The sequence below is a fragment of the Paraglaciecola arctica genome (genome assembly GCF_018861065.1).
Classification (GTDB): Bacteria; Pseudomonadota; Gammaproteobacteria; order Enterobacterales; family Alteromonadaceae; genus Paraglaciecola; species Paraglaciecola arctica_B.
This window is the reverse complement of record NZ_JAHKQO010000015.1, coordinates 134,810-151,120: the sequence shown is the minus strand read 5'-3', so window position 1 is coordinate 151,120 and position 16,311 is coordinate 134,810. Positions and strand designations below refer to the sequence as shown.

At 39.2% G+C, this 16,311-nt stretch carries 17 protein-coding genes; 10 read left to right on the top strand and 7 right to left on the bottom strand.

Translation table 11 applies throughout. The features are described 5' to 3' along the window. Window positions 1-29 precede the first annotated feature (29 nt). The 6 genes from KO534_RS05375 to KO534_RS05350 form a co-directional block, all read right to left on the bottom strand. On the bottom strand, window positions 30-611 hold the full coding sequence (locus KO534_RS05375; RefSeq protein WP_252731964.1) for an imm11 family protein: 582 nt from the start codon (window positions 609-611) through the stop codon (window positions 30-32). Window positions 612-635: 24 nt separating this feature from the next. Further along, window positions 636-1,571, bottom strand: coding sequence for a hypothetical protein (locus tag KO534_RS05370; protein ID WP_215928145.1), 936 nt, complete (start codon window positions 1,569-1,571; stop codon window positions 636-638). Then, a complete protein-coding gene (locus KO534_RS05365) occupies window positions 1,571-2,749 on the bottom strand; it encodes a hypothetical protein (protein WP_215928136.1) in 1,179 nt (392 codons plus the stop codon). Before KO534_RS05365 ends, KO534_RS05370 begins: the two co-directional genes overlap by 1 nt. A gap of 27 nt (window positions 2,750-2,776) precedes the next feature. Further along, a complete protein-coding gene (locus KO534_RS05360; protein WP_215928135.1) occupies window positions 2,777-3,235 on the bottom strand; it encodes a DUF4150 domain-containing protein in 459 nt (152 codons plus the stop codon). 63 nt (window positions 3,236-3,298) lie between these two features. Continuing rightward, complete coding sequence (locus KO534_RS05355) at window positions 3,299-3,766, bottom strand: DUF6484 domain-containing protein (protein ID WP_215928134.1); 468 nt, start codon at window positions 3,764-3,766, stop codon at window positions 3,299-3,301. A 1-nt stretch (window position 3,767) separates the two neighbouring features. Beyond that, window positions 3,768-5,864: a type VI secretion system Vgr family protein gene (locus tag KO534_RS05350; protein ID WP_215928133.1), complete on the bottom strand. Its 2,097-nt coding sequence runs from the start codon at window positions 5,862-5,864 to the stop codon at window positions 3,768-3,770. A 451-nt stretch (window positions 5,865-6,315) separates the two neighbouring features. Here KO534_RS05350 and KO534_RS05345 point away from each other — a divergent pair, with 451 nt between their 5' ends. The 4 genes from KO534_RS05345 to bfr (KO534_RS05330) all read left to right on the top strand — a co-directional run bounded on the left by KO534_RS05345 (window position 6,316) and on the right by bfr (KO534_RS05330) (window position 9,436). Further along, window positions 6,316-6,681, top strand: coding sequence for a hypothetical protein (locus KO534_RS05345; RefSeq protein ID WP_215928132.1), 366 nt, complete (start codon window positions 6,316-6,318; stop codon window positions 6,679-6,681). 104 nt (window positions 6,682-6,785) lie between these two features. Next, a complete protein-coding gene (locus KO534_RS05340) occupies window positions 6,786-8,363 on the top strand; it encodes a cation:proton antiporter family protein (protein ID WP_215928131.1) in 1,578 nt (525 codons plus the stop codon). Window positions 8,364-8,493: 130 nt separating this feature from the next. Continuing rightward, window positions 8,494-8,967: a bacterioferritin gene (gene bfr / locus KO534_RS05335; RefSeq protein WP_215928130.1), complete on the top strand. Its 474-nt coding sequence runs from the start codon at window positions 8,494-8,496 to the stop codon at window positions 8,965-8,967. A gap of 1 nt (window position 8,968) precedes the next feature. Further along, window positions 8,969-9,436 (top strand): bacterioferritin, encoded by a 468-nt coding sequence (gene bfr, locus KO534_RS05330; RefSeq protein WP_215928129.1) that lies wholly within the window; start codon window positions 8,969-8,971, stop codon window positions 9,434-9,436. A 38-nt stretch (window positions 9,437-9,474) separates the two neighbouring features. Here bfr (KO534_RS05330) and KO534_RS05325 read toward each other — a convergent pair whose 3' ends face one another. Then, window positions 9,475-9,876 (bottom strand): hypothetical protein, encoded by a 402-nt coding sequence (locus tag KO534_RS05325; RefSeq protein WP_252731963.1) that lies wholly within the window; start codon window positions 9,874-9,876, stop codon window positions 9,475-9,477. A gap of 304 nt (window positions 9,877-10,180) precedes the next feature. Here KO534_RS05325 and ccoN point away from each other — a divergent pair, with 304 nt between their 5' ends. From ccoN to KO534_RS05295, 6 genes are all read left to right on the top strand, one after another. Further along, window positions 10,181-11,611, top strand: coding sequence for a cytochrome-c oxidase, cbb3-type subunit I (gene ccoN / locus KO534_RS05320; protein ID WP_215928127.1), 1,431 nt, complete (start codon window positions 10,181-10,183; stop codon window positions 11,609-11,611). 12 nt (window positions 11,612-11,623) lie between these two features. Beyond that, the gene (gene ccoO, locus KO534_RS05315) at window positions 11,624-12,229 is read left to right on the top strand and encodes a cytochrome-c oxidase, cbb3-type subunit II (protein ID WP_215928126.1); all 606 of its coding nucleotides are present in this window, start codon (window positions 11,624-11,626) and stop codon (window positions 12,227-12,229) included. A 1-nt stretch (window position 12,230) separates the two neighbouring features. Further along, window positions 12,231-12,404 carry a cbb3-type cytochrome oxidase subunit 3 gene (locus KO534_RS05310; RefSeq protein ID WP_215928125.1) on the top strand — a complete coding sequence of 58 codons (174 nt, stop codon included), beginning with the start codon at window positions 12,231-12,233 and terminating at the stop codon, window positions 12,402-12,404. Further along, window positions 12,397-13,353, top strand: coding sequence for a cytochrome-c oxidase, cbb3-type subunit III (gene ccoP, locus KO534_RS05305; protein WP_215928123.1), 957 nt, complete (start codon window positions 12,397-12,399; stop codon window positions 13,351-13,353). Before KO534_RS05310 ends, ccoP begins: the two co-directional genes overlap by 8 nt. An 82-nt stretch (window positions 13,354-13,435) precedes the next feature. After that, the gene (locus KO534_RS05300) at window positions 13,436-13,927 is read left to right on the top strand and encodes a FixH family protein (RefSeq protein ID WP_215928121.1); all 492 of its coding nucleotides are present in this window, start codon (window positions 13,436-13,438) and stop codon (window positions 13,925-13,927) included. 4 nt (window positions 13,928-13,931) lie between these two features. Next, the gene (locus KO534_RS05295) at window positions 13,932-16,301 is read left to right on the top strand and encodes a heavy metal translocating P-type ATPase (protein WP_215928118.1); all 2,370 of its coding nucleotides are present in this window, start codon (window positions 13,932-13,934) and stop codon (window positions 16,299-16,301) included. The last annotated feature ends 10 nt before the right edge of the window (window positions 16,302-16,311 follow it).

Sequence of the window (16,311 nt, the reverse complement as noted above, 5' to 3'; positions counted from 1 at the left end):
GTATCCATGTGATTCGTATTACTTGAATACTAACAACTATAAGTTGATATTTCTCTCCAAGAGATACCAGTAAAACCGTTATCATCAATATCTTTCGCCAGAGTTTTACTTATACAAGTTACGTCGTATAAGCCTTTAACTCTAAATATTTGAATATGATTAGGAACGCTATTGTCGATTAAGGTCAAGTCATCAACCGTGTCGTACATTTCGTTATTTAAGTCATCCACTTCTAAGTCAGTTTCTTCTTTGTCTATGGCATCTATCACTTCAGTTGAGTGGAGTAGAAAGTATCGAGCTAGCACGCTTTTGTTATGATCCAGCATATCAACAGGAATGAACTCGAGGTTCATTATGTTTTTTTCTTCGAGGAAAACCTTAAGCTTGGGTGATATTGGAATAACACTCTGAGTATTACCGAAACAATCCAACATCCGTAAGTCGTGCGGGTAATCAGGGTCTGCACTAAACTGCAGATGACTTGGCATGTCGTCAACCATAGAAACCCCCATGCTAAGGCGAAGATTCCTTTCCATATTTAAGAGTTTTTTTGGCACGTACGCATTAGGCACATCTTTAAAACGCCAGATAGTAAACCTGTCATTTATCATACTCTTTCTCCTCGGCCCTAGTTTCTACTCTATAGGCATCCACATTGAGCGAGCTAGACCTGAAATTTTGCTAGCCATGGAGCCAGACGCTTTTCCTAGTGGAAAAGTCATTTTAGTGGGACGCTCTGCCATAGAAAAATTGAGATACCAATGGTTACTATTTGGGTCATCTTCAGCTCCTTTCATGCCGCCTTTCCATGCTTCATGTGTGCTTGAATATTTCCTCGATACTGCTCTCTTTTTCAGCTTCTTCTTCATCGTTTCGGAGAGTTTGTCGAGTTTATCTTTGATAGCGTCTATCTTATCTGTTTCATGCTTATCTTTGGCGGCTGTTACGTTAGCTACGACATTCTTTAAAGCGCCTATTACTTCCTGGTTGTAACCCGATTTAGCGCTTCTACCGGTATGACTATAGTTATGCTGTGGTAAATCCTTAAATGCTGGAGCGGTATCTCCGGCATCTGTTAGCATATTTGATAGGCTCTTTCTGGCTTCTGCAGAAAGTTTTGACAGCGCCTTATTCCCTATTGAACCTTCATTTTTAGAGAGGATTTCTTCTATTACTTCATCGGATACAGCAGAAAAATTATCGGTGTACCACATAATTGTGTGCCCCCACATGGGCATGGCGATCATATTCTTCTCGGTATTGATACACCATTTAGTTCCTGAAATAACACTCGGGCTACTATTAGCCTTTTCGTCCCATGCAAGAATGACTTTAGATATACAAGCAACGGGTAAAGCGTGATGTGCTTCAAAGGAGCGCTGATTTTTTCGTAAGCTTTCTATTAATTTAGTTGACGCATTTCTTACTGAGTATTTTTGTGGGTAATTGCCCCAACCAGTTGCTTCTCCTTCGCAGGCCTTAAAATAATCATTTCCACAACCGCACTTTCCAGTCGCTGCAACTGAACAGAACTCATTGGTGGTACTGCCTCTTCTATGTTTATCGGACATTATATTGCTCTACCATTGGCTAAAGTTATCGTCATCCCACTTCTCAAAATTCCATCAGCTGATGCCACTACGTACCCATAAGGACTAGGCGCATAGCCCCTGTTAAATGCTTCGCAAATCAGGACTATGGCAACGGCACCATACGCAGCTTCAGCGTAACCAAAAGAAATTACTGGAAACCATGTATCATTAACTAAGACGTTGGGCTGATGTTTCTTTAGGAAATGTAATGCTCCTCCCCATTCTGATGCTCTTGAGTCTTCACCATTGTGATCACTGACCACCCAAGCTCTAAAAATAGTGTCCTGTTCGGTGACAGGAAGTAATTTATCTAAAACCTTAGCCAGCACTTTACCGTCTGATAATTCAGCTTTTAATTGACTTGTAGGACTATGGTCGATGATACAAGTTTGTATACTGCCTTGGGCTTTTAATCCTAATTTAGAGGCTAACGCTGATGAGCATACTGTTAATGCAGAACCCGCTTCACCCGATTGCACACCCACCGGATTACCTGAATGTTTTAATCGATTACAAGCGTGAAGCCATTGCAGTTCTTTTATAGATACCAATGAATCAACGGCAACAATCACTGCAAGTGTATCAGGTTCGTCAGACGCTCCGTTTTTATTTCGAGTTTCTACTTTGGCACTAACAGCATCGATACATTCAGATACACCAGTACTTCCCGAAAAAAACAACGCTTTAGTTGTTGGGGCAACTGGCCAAGGTAAGCCGTTAATGCTTTGATTGAGTGTTGCACGATATAAGGCTTCATCCGGTTCTTCGGTATTAAGTAGATCTTCTAGTTCGGATTGCTCTGTACTTGGTTCCTCGGTTTGTAAAGCCAAACCTTGATTAGTTCTATGAGGGTGCGGTAACGAAAAGTATAAATCTATAGGAACATTTACCTTGTCTCGATTTATTTGCTTACAAACATCGCTAAGGGTCTTTTGCAATATAACCCCGAGTCTAGCTTGGTCTTGAAACCCCGCAGTAATAAAAGGTAAGGGGTGGATAATGGCACTTTCTACTTCGTCCACAGCAGGCTTACCAATTGGGAAGTTATCTGCTTCCTGGCTTCTTATTAACCCAGCCCTCGCTCCAGCGGCGCTACTTTGAACATCTAATCCTAAAGAAGTGTTTAGTGCGGTGTGTATGATAGTTAATGCCTGCATAATATGATCGAAACTCTACTCATCGTTTTACAAAGGCTTATTACAGATATCACATTCTTCTTTGATGATGGCGACACCAATAATAGGTGGCTGTAACACTGGAAATGGTGGGGTGTTTTTATCGTTATGCAACATTAAATCAAAGGCTCTAGCAACATTTTTGCCTTCGAATTTGACATCAAATGAAAAATTGACGAACTCGGCCTTACCCTTAGTTTTACTGGATATAATGCCACCGCCAGCAGTACCGGCTTCATCACCCGTACTCGTCTTAAAGTTTGAATCTTTGACACAAACTGGATTGCCGTCGCATTTTACTTTTTTGGTGCCTTTTGCCGTATCAGAAGACATAGCAATATTGGGATATGGAATAGGGATTGGGCCCGCTGGTGAGGGTGTTTTACAGACATCAGGAAAAGCAATAGTGATCCCATTACTTGATTTATGCACTACCGACATAAAATTTACACCCACACTCACACTCATTAGATACTCCTCGTGGTGAATAATTAATTATTTTCCCTAATTAATACTTTGATGTTTGCAACACTAATTGACTTGGACGTTTGCGCCTTTTATTTTATTAGCGCCTGAAGACCGTGTTGTAATGTTGGTTCCTTTTATTGTTACTTTGCCGTTTCGGGACAATGAAAGTGAACTCTTACCGCATTTGAGCACTACTTCGTTTTGCGCCTGCAGGTTGATTTTTTTACCGTCGACATGCAATGAGGACGTTAATGTGTCTCCAACTAAACCAAAGGAAGTCTGTTTTTGATTTTGCAAAGTGTCACCAACAAACCCCATGATAATAGGTAAATCGCTACCCATAAATAATATGACAGAATTACCGCTGAGTAACATAGGATCGTCATTGATTGTCACTATTGCTTGAGCCACTACCGGTTTGATATGTAAGCTAGAAGTTATTAATGGTCTTTGCTGCTCGTCCAACCCAATAAATTGTCCGATAATAAGATCACTTTCACTACCCACTGCCAACGAATGTAATGCAGTCAAATTAATTCTCCTTAATTTTGCTGCCTTTAATAATGACGTCACCGCGACCATTAACGGTTATTTTTTTACCTTTAAGGGTTATATCACCATTCTTTTTCATGGTGATCATTGCCTTGCCTGTTTTAAATGATATTTCATCATCTGCAGTAAATTGAATTTTCTTAGCACTTAGGCTTAGTTCTTTTTCTATACCAATTGTACTTTTTCCATTGATTGATACATTGTTGTCTTTTTCTACTGATAGATTTCGGTTTTTAGCGATAGACTCACTCGAATCATCGGCCACTGTAAGTGTTCGATTTTTGCCGATACTTTCAGAGTGATTTCCACCAATTGATTCAGACTTATCGCCGCCAACAGATTCAGTCTTTTTAGCCCCTATGGTTTCTGCATAAAAGGCACCCACTGTTAATTCCATTGCCACACCGACAGATTCCGCGACGTTAACCATTACACTTTCGGTTAAGCTGCCACCTACAGTCACTTGCATATTTGCGCCAATCGATTCAGAGTGACTTGCACCTACTCGTGTTGTTTTGTTATTACCGATTGTTTCGCTTAGGCAGTTTTCAACCATGCTGTTATAGTCTTTTTCAGCATGCATATAGAGTTCTTCGCTACCTTTTTCATCTTCGAAGCGAATTTCATTAAAGTTGCTAGCATTTCCACCTTTGGTACTTCTGGTTTTTATTCCACTTTGGGTGGCGTTTGCAGGTAAATCGTAGGGAGGCATAGTTGAACCGTTATATACACTACCAACAATAATGGGGCGGTCTGGATCACCACCTAAGAAATCAACTAAGACTTCTTGTCCAATACGAGGAATTTGAATTTGACCCCAGTTTTTACCCGCCCAGGTTTGCGCTACGCGGATCCAACAAGAACTTTGTTCATCACCTTTTCCATATCTGTCCCAATGGAAATGCACTTTGACTCGTCCGTACTTATCAGTCCAAATTTCTTCACCAGCTTTACCCACAACCATGGCTGTTTGTGGTCCCACCATTTTGGGCTTGGCGGCACTAACTTGCGGCCGATATACGACTGCTGAAGGGATCGCTGTGAACTCACTGCTAAATACTTCAGAGTCATCAAGGTTAGAATTCGATATATACTCGTCTGACGATAAATTGTAGCGAAATTGAGTGATAAGGTATTCACTGTTTTGATCATCTCTATGGTGATCTTTTAACGTAAAATGGCTACCAGTAAACAGGGTGCGTACATTGCTCTTCGCCACCTTAGTTTCGTAGGCTACATTCTCTTTTTCCATTAATAAACGGACGTATTCTGTACCTTTACCCCGCTCTTTATATTTGCCAGGATAATTAAATTTTTCAACTGACGACAATAAACTCGTTTTTGGATCAGTAGACACAAACTCCAAGTTTTTTGAAGGGGTTTCAAAATCGAAATCTGATAAGCGAATTCCCCCCGTAACTATCTTCCTATAGTTCTCCCACTTGGTAATCGATTCGATATTAGTGACATCGTTAGCACCGCCTTGTTGATGAAACTCAACGTCGCCACTGTCTGGTAGTGTTGTACTGTCATCGGCTAAGATTAACGTGTGTTTACCATCGGCATGTTCAAAGTAGTAATAAATCCCCTCTTGTTCCATCAGTCTTGTAACAAAATTAAAGTCACTTTCGTTGAATTGAACAACATATTCTTGAGGTTGATAAGTGCCGGTTAGTTTATTCTCATAATCTGAAAATCCTAAATCATTAAATATGAGTTGAATGATATCGGGGTAACTTTTCTCTTGGAAAATTCGGCAGTTTTCGCTGAGGTCCATTAGCCATAGCCAAGGCCGGATCGTTGCACCATAACGACTGTATCTATCATTATTTGGTAACTGGTGGAATTCAGTAATATAGCCGTTGAAAAAGCGCACATCACCAGCTGTATCCAACCGAATTGTGACATTCTGGCCCATTATATCGTCAAGTGAAATATTGTCATTTTCACTGACTAACTCGACGTTTATCGAAAATGGTCTGGCGAGTTCTTCGTTAATTTCTGCTTTATACAGCGCCAATTCGTTATCGCCCAATGGTGTGGTGATAGCAATTAAGCGGTTTTCTTGTTCAAGCATCCTTTCATTCCCTTAGCCCAGTTAACATTTAAACAAAACTGAGAAATAATTAATATTGATAGGTATTTAATCATTACTTTGGTTAAACGAGTTGTACTAAATTCGGTTGTCACAATATAGAGCAAACTAGTTTTCGGTCAACAATTTTCGCAAAACGTATCTCGAAATATTTAGTCAAAGCTTCAATCTCTTTTCTGTTATTATTACAAAAAACAATAGTTACACCAAGCAGATAACCTGATTTAGCGGCCAACACCGAAACTTAAACAAAATAGCCAATTGAGGCTAACAGAATTTAGCTACAGTTAACCCCGTTTTCGTTACATATAGCTTATTTTTGGTTACCATATGCTTGTATTTGAACTAGTTGATGTTTTAGTTTTTGTAAAACCAATACATGCTATCAATGTTCTCAAGTTGTAATTAGCGAGTAAAAGGCAAATATAATCTAATGCTGAGTGATAAATCCCGTTCTGACAAAGTGGAAATGATTAAAAATCTGATCCGCGCCAATAATTACAAAGATTCTCAGAAAACTTATGAACAATGTATGAATGTGGGTATTAGCGTTAATCTCATGTCTTTGACACGTTTCACCGAAAAACTAGAGTTACTTGACAGAGCAGACCGTTCCAAGCGTATTGAACAGTTACAGAAAGAAAAAAACCAGCCAAGTAAAGCACTCACTTATGAGCAGGTTAAGCAAAGAGAAACAGCAATTACCTTCGAGTTAGGAGAGCTAAAGATTAAAGAGAATAGGCTCATGGAAGAACTCAATGAGCTTTCCAAATTGTTAGATTCTAAACAATTCAACTAGAGTAAATAGACTTTAAATATAACAATGGTGTTTAACTGTTCACCTAGCTTTCCTCAATAAAATTGTTACCATATTAACTACTTATCAGTAGTTAAAGATTTTATATGGAATTCGCTTTTATCCTTTTAGCATTTGTTTGTGGCTTGGGCCTTAAATTGCTTGGCTTACCGCCATTGATAGGTTATTTGATAGCTGGATTCGCACTAAATTACTTGGGTTTTGAGTCGACCGAAGCCTTGCAAACCATTGCTAATTTAGGGATAACCTTGATGCTGTTTAGCATTGGTCTAAAGCTCAACATCCGTGACCTATATAAAAAAGAAGTATGGCTTGGCAGCCTTTTGCACACGGGTATTTGGGTTACAGTTGTTAATCTACTTTTATTGATTGTTACTTGGTTAGGTCTTGATGCCTTTGCGAATTTAGACTGGTTTACTCAGGCCCTTCTAGCGTTTTCACTCAGTTTTAGTAGCACAGTATGTATCGTTAAAATACTTGAAGAAAGTGGCGAAATCAAAACCCGCCATGGAAAGTTAGCTATTGGCGTGTTGATAATGCAAGACATCATCGCGGTGTTGTTTTTAGTCATTGCTACCGGAAAAGTACCGTCAATATGGGCTCTACTACTTTTACTTTTATTTTTCGTTAGACCTGTTTGGAAAAGTATTCTTGAACGTGTAGGCCATGGTGAATTATTGATATTATCAGGATTTATCTTCGCCTTTGGTGGGTACGAACTGTTTTCATTGGTGGGCATTAAAGGTGATCTAGGTGCGTTAATCGTAGGAATGATAATCGCTACACATGTGAAGTCTGCTGAAATGTCCAAAGCACTGATGAACTTCAAAGATATCTTTCTGGTTGGCTTTTTTCTAACAATCGGGTTTAGTGCACTTCCTACCCTAGACTTAACCCTTACTGCTTTACTACTTTGTTTGTTAATCCCAATCAAATTTGTATTATTTTTTGGATTATTTACGCTTTTAAAACTGAGAGCTCGCACCAGTTATTTAGCGAGTTTGGTATTATCTAACTATAGTGAATTTGGCTTAATTGTTGTGGCCTTATTGGTGAGTTTAGGATGGCTTAGCGCCCAATGGTTAGTGGTTTTAGCATTGGCTGTGTCGTTTTCTTTTGTGTTAACCAGCTTGGCGTATAAAACATCACACAATCAATACACCAAATTCAAAGACAGGCTTAAATCTTATGAAAGCCCTAGTCGCTTACCTGAAGATATTTACGTACAACCAATAGGTGCAAAAATAGTAGTGATTGGACTTGGTCGAGTCGGTAAAGGTGCATATACGTCCCTTAATAATATGGTAGGCAAAGAAGTATGGGGAATGGACGCCGATCCTGTTCGCATAAGATCATTAAGAAAAGCGGGTTATCAAGCCATGGTAGGCGATGGAGAAGACGTAGACCTTTGGGAAAACATGGATTTGAGTAAGGTAGAACTCATTTTAATGGCATTACCTTCTATTGAGGATATCTGTAACATCACCGAACAATTACAACACGCTAATTATTCTGGGAAAATTGCCTCAATTGCGCGTTATGAAGATCAAATTCAACCATTATTAGACGCTGGGTCAGACAAAGTATTTAACTTCTTTACAGAAGCAGGAACAGGCTTTGCTGAGGAAAGTTTGCAATTGCTTCCAGAACATTCAAAGTCTTAATAGAGATTAAAATGGTAATCGTTATCATTGCCTATCACATTGTTTTATAAGATGATTTTTATGTTTTAGTGGTTTTGTATACCACTAGAGACTATACTCCGTGCATTAGTTTTAACATGAGAAGCAAACAATGAAAGGTGACAAAAAAGTACTTGCTGTGCTTAACGAAATTCTTACTTTCGAACTTACATCAATTAATCAATATTTTTTACATGCGCGAATGTTCAAAAATTGGGGATTTGAAAAACTTAATAACACCGCGTATAAAAAATCCATCAAGGACATGAAACAAGCGGATCAATTAATTGAACGCATTTTGTTTTTAGAAGGGTTACCTAACTTACAAATGTTGGGGAAATTGATGATTGGTGAAGAGACTCGTGAAATGTTGGATTGTGATATGGCGTTCCAAAATTCCCAAATTCCGTTATTAAAAAATGCCATTAAAACTTGCGAAGAATTACAAGACTTTGTGTCTCGAGACTTAATTGAATCAATCTTAAGTTATGAAGAAGATCACATTGATTGGATAGAAACCCAACAACACCAAATAACACACTTAGGTCTTGAAAATTATTTACAAAGCCAAGTAGAAGAGGACTAACATGAAAGGTAAAAAAGTCGTTATTGAGCAACTCAATGCCCTACTCGCTTATGAATTGGCCGCAATGGATCAGTACTTTATCCATTCTCAGATGTATCAAGACTGGGGACTAAATAAACTTTATGAACGTATTTCACATGAATTTGATGATGAAAAAGGCCACGCAACAAAACTAATAGAGCGTATGTTGTTTCTAGAAGGCACACCCAATATGGTTGACCGAGACGGTTTACTTATAGGTACTGATGTCCCTTCTATGCTTGAAAGTGATCTGCGAGTTGAATACGCAGTGGCTCAGGCATTAAAAGATACCATTAGCCTTTGTGAGTCTGAGCAAGATTATGTTACTAGGGATATGTTGTTAATATTATTAGATGATACAGAGATGGATCACGCACATTGGCTTGAACAACAATTAGGCTTAATAAAACGTTTAGGTTTGTCTAATTATTTACAATCTCAAATGTAAAATCCCTAAGTTTAATAGGCTGAATGAATGGTATTCGTTCAGCTTTTTTTGTTTCTATCAGTCGAAAAGTTAACAAACCAAGACTGTTCCTTTCCTGCCTCATCAATAGTTTGAACAATTAACTGCCATTTCATTTTAGGTTCGCTACAGGCACCTAAAAATAGTCGCGCATTGTAGGTTTTAGTTTCATCATCTTGGTCGATCGAATCAGCTAAAACTGCCGTTTTTCCCATATACATGTTTACACCCTGGACCCACATTTGATGAATGTTTGTACTACTTGGCACAGCAATGCTGAGCAATAATTCCTCCTCTACTTCAATTGCTTGTAAAAATCGAACAGAAATTTGTTGGTTATCCTGCAAAAGCTTACATTGTTGCGTTAGATCAATATCGCACTGTTTTGTAGCGTTAACAGTAATTGGATCTGTATAATTCAAAAAAAAACCGATAATTGCCGTAAAAACCAGCAAAGGGAGTAATATTTTGGTAAAAAAAGTAGGATTCAAAATGGCACAAGAGTTAAACTAAACTACTGTTAAGTGTGATAAAAAAAAAGATAACTAGCAAGTGTGTATTTGTCTTTCTTTTTCGAGTTCATAACCTTAAAATAACTAAGGTTATAGTTCATATTATTTTTAATATCAGTTGCTTAGCTATCAACACCAAATAACAAACGTGAATTGCGTATTGTTTGTAAAGAGCCTGTAAGTTTATCGTTAACAAGAGTGGAAGATTCATTAAATGAGTGAAGCTATTCAAGTACATCCCGAATACAACTATAAAGTAGTTCGGCAATTTGCGGTGATGACCGTAGTATGGGGAATTATTGGTATGGCTGTCGGGGTATTAATCGCCGCACAACTGTATTGGCCGGCATTGAACTTTGATACTCCATGGCTAACATTTTCAAGGTTAAGGCCACTACATACCAATGCTGTCATATTCGCTTTCGGTGGATGTGCCCTATTTGCAACATCTTTTTATGTTGTCCAGCGTACCTCAAATGTGCGTTTGTTTAGCGACAAGTTGGCATCATTTACCTTTTGGGGATGGCAATTAGTCATCGTACTTGCAGCCATAACGCTTCCAATGGGATTAACCAGTACGAAAGAATATGGTGAGCTAGAGTGGCCAATTGACATATTGATTACCATTGTTTGGCTAGCGTATATTATTAATTTCTTCGGCACCATGATCATCAGAAAAGTTTCTCATATATATGTGGCGAACTGGTTTTTTGGTGCATTTATGTTAACTGTAGCGGTATTGCACATTGCTAACAGTATGGCGGTTCCGGTTTCATTGACCAAATCCTATTCTGTTTACGCCGGCGCTGTTGATGCAATGATTCAGTGGTGGTACGGGCACAATGCTGTTGGCTTTTTCTTAACTGCCGGCTTTTTAGGTATGATGTATTACTTTGTACCAAAGCAGGCTGGACGCCCAGTTTATAGCTATCGTTTATCTGTTGTACACTTTTGGGCGTTAATCTCCCTTTATATATGGGCCGGCCCTCATCATCTTCATTACACTGCATTACCTGATTGGACTCAGTCTTTGGGCATGGTGATGTCTATTATTTTATTTGTTCCGTCTTGGGGCGGTATGATAAATGGAATTATGACGTTATCGGGTGCTTGGCATAAGTTACGTACTGATCCGATATTACGTTTCTTAGTTGTGTCTCTGTCTTTTTACGGTATGTCCACATTTGAAGGACCAATGATGGCAATTAAGACAGTTAACGCACTTTCACACTATACGGATTGGACCATCGGTCACGTGCATTCTGGTGCGCTAGGATGGGTGGCTATGGTATCTATTGGTTCCATCTATCATCTGATACCTGTGTTATTTAATAAAGAGAGAATGCACAGTATCTACCTTATTAATGTTCATTTTTGGTTGGCCACAATTGGAACAGTGTTATACATAGTTGCCATGTGGATGTCGGGGGTTTTACAAGGTTTAATGTGGCGCGCTATTAATGCCGACGGTACCCTAACCTATAGTTTTGTTGAATCTCTTGAAGCGTCTAAACCCTTCTACTTGGTTCGATTTATAGGAGGGGCGTTGTTCTTAGTAGGCATGTTGCTAATGGCGTACAACGTTTACAAAACAATTAGAAATGAAAACGAAGACGTTGTTGAACCAACAGCACAACCGGCATAAGGAGGTCAGATTATGAAGAATGTACATGAGTTAATTGAAAAAAATGTTGGTCTACTGGCTATTCTTATCCTTATCGCGATTAGTTTGGGAGGCATGGCCCAAATTACCCCGCTGATGTTTCAACAACAAACCATGGAGCCTGTTAATGGGTTAAAACCCTATACTGCGCTACAAATGGAAGGACGAGATATATATATTCGCGAAGGTTGTGTGGGCTGCCACAGTCAGATGATACGCCCTTTCCGCTCTGAAACAGAACGCTATGGTCACTACTCTGTTGCTGGTGAGTCTGTATGGGAACACCCATTTTTATGGGGCTCTAAACGTACTGGGCCAGATTTGGCACGTGTGGGTGGCAGATACAGTGACGATTGGCATAGGATCCACCTCATTAATCCAAGAGATTTAGTCCCTGAGTCGAATATGCCTGGTTTTCCATGGTTAATGGAAAATACCTTAGACGGTGAACTCACAGCTAAAAAGTTATCGGTATTTAGAGACTTTGGTGTGCCTTACACCGACGAAGATATAGCAGGCGCAAAAGATGCAGTTAAAGGTAAAACGGAAATGGTTGCACTTATCGCTTACTTACAATCTCTCGGCACGGCGTTGAAATAATATGGATTATGCAACTAGTGGCAGTATTTATACGGTAATAGTATTTGTATGTTTTATTGGAATTGTGTTGTGGGCCTATAGTAAAAAGTCAAAAGCTAATTTTGACGAAGCTGAAAGGCTTATATTTGATGATGAGCCACAGCAAGATAAGCGGGAGTCTAAAGTAGATGAGTAGTTTTTGGAGTATCTGGATCTCTGTCATAACACTGGGGTCAATATTAGGTTGTTATTTATTATTGCGTTGGTGTTTGCAAAATCACACTGGTATTAAAGAAGGTGATGATATGCACCATGAGTTTGATGGCATTGTCGAACTCAATAACCAGTTACCGAGATGGTGGACGATCTTATTTTACATTTGTATTGTCTGGGGACTCGTTTACTTAGTTCTATATCCTGGTTTAGGTAATTATAAAGGTTTGTGGAATTGGCAGAGTTCTAATCAAACGATTAAATCTTTGGCAGAATCAAGAGCGGCAGTTGAAGCCAACAAAACTAATGGTGTAATTAATCAATACGACAGAGAAGTTGAATTTGCTAATGAACTTTTTGCGCCTATCTTTGATAATTATTACAAACAACCTATTACTGAGTTAGTTAAAGATGCAGAGGCCTTAAAAATTGGACAACGTTTATTTAGTCAAAACTGTTCTCAATGTCATGGTTCTGATGCTCGAGGTCAAAGAGGTTTTCCAAATTTAACCGATGATGACTGGTTATACGGTGGCACCCCTGAAAAAATCACTGAAACTTTAATTAATGGACGCCAAGCGTTGATGCCTGCGCAACTTGATGCGATGGGTGAAAAAGGAATTCAGGAACTAGTCGCGTATGTATTAAGCTTAAGTGATAGGCCAGACTTGGATCAAGCTCAGGTTGATGCTGGTCAAGCAAGGTTTGCCATTTGTGCTGCTTGTCATGGACAAGACGGAAAAGGCAACCAGCAATTGGGAGCGCCTAATCTAACCGATCAAACTTGGTTATACGGCGGAACAAACAAAGCCATAACCGAAACACTGACATATGGGCGTAACGGCGTAATGCCTTCATTCAAAGATACATTAGGTGAAAAGAAAATCCATCTAGTTGGTGCATACGTATACAGTTTGTCGCAAAAAAATTAGCCACAAAGTGATATACTAAAAGCCCCGTGATTACGGGGCTTTTTTATTTTTTAGTTATTTTAACCTTGAGTATTTTCGTTACATGAAATCTGAACTTCCAAAAATTTGGTACAAACAATTCTGGCCTTGGTTTCTAATATTTGTGCCTGTCACTTCTATGATCCTCAGCTTTACAATGATGAACTTTGCTTTTAACAGTGAAGATAGCATGGTGATTGATGATTATTATAAGGAAGGTAGAGGAATCAATTTAAAAATCCAAAAGCTACAGCAAGCCAAAATCTTGAACATAGTAACCAAAACCCAAGTGTTTACAGATTATGTGGAGGTGACGTTTATCAGTGGCAGCCCCGAAAATGGCGAAGCGTTAATATTAGATTTTTTGCATGCCACCCAAAAATTCAAAGACTTCTCGGTGACTTTGATACGGGATGCTAATGGAATATACCGCGCTCCTTTGACTAATGATGTGCAAGGTAAATGGCAACTGAGTTTACATCCATTCGATGGAAGTTGGAAAATTCAAAAAATGGTTGCCCTACCACAAGCTAATTCATTCGATTTTAAGCCCTAGTTAGATGCAAACCGATTGTTTCCATTGTGGTTTACAAGTGGCCCCACAATTTACCTATCACACTAATGTTTTTGGCAAGCAGCAAGTTTTTTGCTGTCCTGGTTGTTGTGCTGTAGCCGAAGCAATAGTCAGTAATGGTTTGGAAGATTATTACCATTATCGCAGCGAATTTGCAGAGAAAGCCACTGAAAACGAAGACGAGTTATTAGCGAAACTCAGAGTATTTGATGATGAGAATATTTTACAAGAATTTACTGAATCAAGTGCCAGTGGTAGTGAAGTCCAACTGACAATTAGCGGTATTAACTGCGCAGCTTGTGGTTGGTTAATCGAAAAACAACTCGCTAAAGTCCAAGGTATCAATAAAGTGGGAGTCAATGTATCTGCTAGACGCGCCACGGTGTTGTGGGACAACCAAAAATTAAAATTCAGTCAAATACTAAGGCATATTGAAAAAATTGGTTATCACGCCAAGCCGTTTCAGATTGAACAGCACGAAGCCTCTTTTAAACAAGAGAATAAAGCGTTTTTAAAGCGACTTGGCCTAGCCGGTCTGATGACCATGCAAGTTATGATGCTAAATATCGGGGTGTTTTTTGACTTGTTTGGACATATTGACGCGCAAACTAAACAATACTTCAATTGGATTAGTTTGTTCTTAACCACACCAGTTATTCTCTATTCTGCCTCTGAATTCTATTCAAGTGCATTCAGAGCCATTCGCGCTAAAGTGGTCAACATGGACGTGCCAATTACAATGGCATTAACATTGATTTATGTGTCTGGCGTGTTTGCTACCATACAAAATAACGGGCAAACCTATTTTGAATCTTTATGTATGTTTGTGTTTTTCTTACTCACTAGTCGTTATTTAGAGCACAGTTCTCGCTATAAAGCGTCGCAGCTTTCAGCGAATATGTTGGAATACATGCCTACTACTGCAACTTTGATAGAAAACAACAAGTTTTTACCCGTATTAGCCAAGACATTAATAGCAGAGCAACTCGTTTTGGTTAAGTCTGGCGAAATGGTACCGGTCGATGGTGAAATAATTCAGGGCCAAGGGCAGTTGGATGAAGCATTGCTGACGGGTGAGTTTGATTTGGTTCGTAAAACTATCGGCGAAACAGTGTATGCTGGCACAGTTAATCAATTAGGCACCTTAACCATTAAGGTTAACAAGTCCTTAAAACATTCTATGCTCAGTCAGATTAATCTTCTGCAAAACAATGCGTTGTTGGATAAGCCCAAAATAGCTACCTTGGCAGATCAATTTTCACAATATTTTGTCATGGCGGTGTTGGTCATTGCCTTGAGTAGTTATGTTATATGGACGCAAATAGACGCCTCACAAGCGTTGTGGATCACTATTTCCATTCTCATCGCCACCTGCCCTTGTGCCTTGGGTCTGGCCACTCCCTCCGCCCTATCCTGCGCAGTTGCACATTTAAATAGTAAAGGAGTATTGCTTAAACGTGCGGATGCCCTTGAACAAATCTCGCAAGTAGATTGGATTGCCTTAGATAAAACGGGCACTCTGACTGAAGGGAAATTCACTATTGTGGACAGTTTTTGTGCAGAAAAACAAAACAAACAACACTGTCTAGAATTAGCTGCTAGTTTAGAGAAGTATTCGTCTCACCCCATAGCTAACGCCTTCTCAGAACTTCCAAGCGCATATCAAGTGTCCGATTTTTCTGCAAAAATTGGGCAAGGAATAACAGGAGTCATTGCTGGTGTCAGTTATAAACTTGGTTCGTTAAACTATGTCAACTTAGACATTCCAGTAGAAATGCAGAGCTGCAATGTATTCCTTTCAAATCAACACAAAGTACTATGCGGCTTTTTATTAACTGACAAGATCCGCGCAACCAGTGTTGCTTTTCTTAATGAAATTAGATCTAAGCATTTAACTTTGCTTAGTGGCGACATCCCAAGTGTGGTGGAAGATGTCGCCAAAACATTAAATATTCCTAATTGGTTAGCGCAACAAACACCTGAGGAAAAATTAGATTTCATTAAACAAGCCCAGACACAGAAACATGTAGTCTTGATGGTAGGCGACGGCATTAATGACGGGCCAGTTTTGGCGCAAGCTGATGTGTCTGTGACTTTAGGTGCTGGGTCTGATTTGGCAAAATCCTCTGCCGATGTGATTTTGCTGGATAACTCTTTGGAAAAAATTAGCTTAGTATTTACAATTGCCAAACGTTGCAAAGTTAAAATTATCCAAAATATGAGCTGGGCAATTGCCTATAACCTTTTAGTTTTACCTTTAGCTGTATGTGGTTTATTGAGCCCTTGGATGGCTGTTGTAGGTATGTCGTTGAGTTCGTTTATAGTAGTAGTTAACTCCATTAGGCTTTTAAAATAACTAGGAGTAG

Excerpts from the sequence above, each read along its gene's own strand:
- KO534_RS05375 (WP_252731964.1), bottom strand. The coding sequence starts at position 611 with ATGATAAATGACAGGTTTACTATCTGGCGTTTTAAAGATGTGCCTAAT.
- KO534_RS05370 (WP_215928145.1), bottom strand. The coding sequence starts at position 1,571 with ATGTCCGATAAACATAGAAGAGGCAGTACCACCAATGAGTTCTGTTCA.
- KO534_RS05365 (WP_215928136.1), bottom strand. The coding sequence starts at position 2,749 with ATGCAGGCATTAACTATCATACACACCGCACTAAACACTTCTTTAGGA.
- KO534_RS05360 (WP_215928135.1), bottom strand. The coding sequence starts at position 3,235 with ATGAGTGTGAGTGTGGGTGTAAATTTTATGTCGGTAGTGCATAAATCA.
- KO534_RS05350 (WP_215928133.1), bottom strand. The coding sequence starts at position 5,864 with ATGCTTGAACAAGAAAACCGCTTAATTGCTATCACCACACCATTGGGC.
- KO534_RS05345 (WP_215928132.1), top strand. The coding sequence starts at position 6,316 with ATGCTGAGTGATAAATCCCGTTCTGACAAAGTGGAAATGATTAAAAAT.
- KO534_RS05340 (WP_215928131.1), top strand. The coding sequence starts at position 6,786 with ATGGAATTCGCTTTTATCCTTTTAGCATTTGTTTGTGGCTTGGGCCTT.
- bfr (WP_215928130.1), top strand. The coding sequence starts at position 8,494 with ATGAAAGGTGACAAAAAAGTACTTGCTGTGCTTAACGAAATTCTTACT.
- bfr (WP_215928129.1), top strand. The coding sequence starts at position 8,969 with ATGAAAGGTAAAAAAGTCGTTATTGAGCAACTCAATGCCCTACTCGCT.
- ccoN (WP_215928127.1), top strand. The coding sequence starts at position 10,181 with ATGAGTGAAGCTATTCAAGTACATCCCGAATACAACTATAAAGTAGTT.
- ccoO (WP_215928126.1), top strand. The coding sequence starts at position 11,624 with ATGAAGAATGTACATGAGTTAATTGAAAAAAATGTTGGTCTACTGGCT.
- KO534_RS05310 (WP_215928125.1), top strand. The coding sequence starts at position 12,231 with ATGGATTATGCAACTAGTGGCAGTATTTATACGGTAATAGTATTTGTA.
- ccoP (WP_215928123.1), top strand. The coding sequence starts at position 12,397 with ATGAGTAGTTTTTGGAGTATCTGGATCTCTGTCATAACACTGGGGTCA.
- KO534_RS05300 (WP_215928121.1), top strand. The coding sequence starts at position 13,436 with ATGAAATCTGAACTTCCAAAAATTTGGTACAAACAATTCTGGCCTTGG.
- KO534_RS05295 (WP_215928118.1), top strand. The coding sequence starts at position 13,932 with ATGCAAACCGATTGTTTCCATTGTGGTTTACAAGTGGCCCCACAATTT.